Below are 2,516 nucleotides of genomic sequence, written 5' to 3' on the forward strand. Positions count from 1 at the left end.
ACACATAAATAGAGAAGAATTTATAACTCTTCTCTACTTTACATATATTTATATATTTTACTTCCACGTAAAAAGTAATAACCTTCTAAGGCTATTACTTCTTTTTAGTCATATTAATTATATATTAAACTCATACACCTAATATTTATTCTTCAAATAATATATCAGTTAACTCTTCATCATACTTTTCTACCAGCTCTTCATTATCATAAATTACTGCTAATTTTAATTCTTCCAAAAGTTTTTCTATTTTTTCACATCGTTTCTCATCTTCTTTTATTGCTGGATTACTAATTTTCTTTTCTGCTAATTCTATTGTACCCTTTACACTTCCTGCCAAATTGTAATTTTCCCATTCATCTATTTTAAATCTTTCATATAAATTCTCATCTACCAAAGCGTCTTGTGGCAGTTTAATTAATTTAAAGTTATCTATGATTTTATTAATTGAATCACCTGTGCTAACTATGGTAGCTCTAACTTCCAAAATTCCATTTAAATCATAATCAAACTGAACCTCTATGCTCTGTTCTCCTGCTTTACCCTTTGGCACACCTTTTAATAGAAAATCTCCTATCTTCTCATTATCTTCTGCCAACTCTTCATTTCCCTCATATACTTCTACTCTAACCTCTTCTTGGTTATCTACTGCTGTATAATAGACTTTCTTTTTAGAACAAGGGATACTACTATCTATTGGAATTATACAGTCAAAAGCACCGTTTATTACTTTTCCATCACCTATTTTTATTATGCTTGTGCCTAAGTTGTAACTACATTTATCAGTTATAATAAGATTTTCTTCACAAGTAATTTGATTACTTTTTATACCTGCTTGAATTGCAGCTCCCATGGAAACAGCTTCATCTGGATTTATTCCTGAGATAATTTTCCCCTTAAACTTGCTTTCCACCAACTCTCTTACAGCAGGTATTCTACTTGAACCTCCTACTAAAAGTACAGTATCAATATCTTTTGCTTTTAAACTTGCTGCCTTTAATGCTTCATCAATTTTTTCTGTAGTTTTCTCTACTAAATCCTTTGTCAGTTCATTAAATTTATCTCTTTTTAGTTCAATACTTATGGATACAGGCTTATTATCAATAACAGTAATAAAAGGTATGTTTATAGTAGTTGAAGGTTGATTTGATAATTCTTTTTTTGCACTTATAGCAGCTTCTTTTACTCTTAATTTTATACTTAATTTATTTTGTACATCTATACCATTGTATAAGTTTTGCTTGTAGATTCTTTCAAATTCCTTTTCTATGTATTTTTCTATTCTACTATCAAAGTCCTTTCCACCTAATCTATCATTACCTCTACTTGATTTTACATCTAATATACCTTCAAACATTTCCAAAATGGATACGTCAAAAGTTCCTCCTCCAAGATCATAAACAAGAATTTTTTCTTCTTTATCTAAATTATTTATACCATATGCCATGGCTGCTGCTGTTGGCTCATTGATAATTCTCTCTACCTTTAACCCTGCCATTTCTCCAGCCAGCTTTGTTACTTTTCTTTGAGAATTGTTAAAATTTGCTGGCACAGTAATAACAGCTTCTGTTACCTCTTCCCCCAAATAATCTTCTGCATATTTTTTCAACTCTTTTAAAATCATACTTGATATTTCATGGGGCATGTATTCCTTGTCTCCCATGGAAATTTTCGTATCTGAACCCATAAGTCTTTTTACTTCTGCCACAGTTCTATCAGGGGAAGGTATTAGCTGATTATAAGCTACCTGACCAACAATAATAGTATTATCTTCCTTTTTCCCAACTACTGATGGAACAATCCTATTTCCAAAACAGTCTGGAATAATCTTAGGTTCATCATTTTCTATATAAGCTATTTCTGAAGTAGTTGTCCCCAAATCGATTCCAATTATTTTTCCCATTTCATCCTCTCCTTATAATATAATTTTAAGCTACCTTGCAATAATTACTGAGGCAGGTCTAATAACTCTACCTCTAAACATATATCCCTTTTCAATAACACTAATAATTTCCTTACTTTCTCTTGACTGGTCTTCTTCCACTGCAATACATTTATGTAGCTCTGGATTAAATAACTCTCCCATGGATTTAATCTCAACTAAATTGATTTCGCTAATTTCCTTCCTGATTACTTTTTTCATTATTTCCAAGTTATGTGAAAATTCCTCATTATCTAAAGTAAGTATAAACTTATGAAAGCTATCTATTTGGTCTAAAATTAAGATTATTTTCCTATAAATTTTTATTTCATTTGCCTTTTTTTCTTCTATTTCCTTTTTTAGTTTAAAATTTTCCTTACTATTTCTATCCAAATCTTCTTTTAAGGACTCAATAGACATTATGCTTTTCTTACTATTTTTATTAATTGTTTTTAAGTCACTTTTCATACTCACCATAACTTGAAGTAAATCTTGTATATTCAATTCTTTCTTTACTTCATCACCCTCACTCAACATCTACCCCTCCTTATTATTTAGTTATACAAATTAACTTATTTAATATATATGATTGATG

2 protein-coding genes are annotated in these 2,516 nt (G+C 29.7%); both read right to left on the reverse strand.

All coding sequences use genetic code 11. The features are described from left to right. Nucleotides 1-145: 145 nt before the first annotated feature. On the reverse strand, nt 146-1,903 hold the full coding sequence (locus tag QX51_RS01870; RefSeq protein ID WP_039678218.1) for an Hsp70 family protein: 1,758 nt from the start codon (nt 1,901-1,903) through the stop codon (nt 146-148). Nucleotides 1,904-1,933: 30 nt separating this feature from the next. After that, nucleotides 1,934-2,458, reverse strand: coding sequence for a nucleotide exchange factor GrpE (locus QX51_RS19275; protein WP_052232824.1), 525 nt, complete (start codon nt 2,456-2,458; stop codon nt 1,934-1,936). Between the last annotated feature and the right edge of the window lie 58 nt (nt 2,459-2,516).

It is taken from the genome of Terrisporobacter othiniensis (assembly GCF_000808015.1).
Classification (GTDB): domain Bacteria; phylum Bacillota; class Clostridia; order Peptostreptococcales; family Peptostreptococcaceae; genus Terrisporobacter; species Terrisporobacter muris.

What these genes read in the sequence shown, in the direction of transcription:
- QX51_RS01870 (WP_039678218.1), bottom strand. Translation starts at nt 1,903, where the DNA reads ATGGGAAAAATAATTGGAATCGATTTGGGGACAACTACTTCAGAAATA.
- QX51_RS19275 (WP_052232824.1), bottom strand. Translation starts at nt 2,458, where the DNA reads ATGTTGAGTGAGGGTGATGAAGTAAAGAAAGAATTGAATATACAAGAT.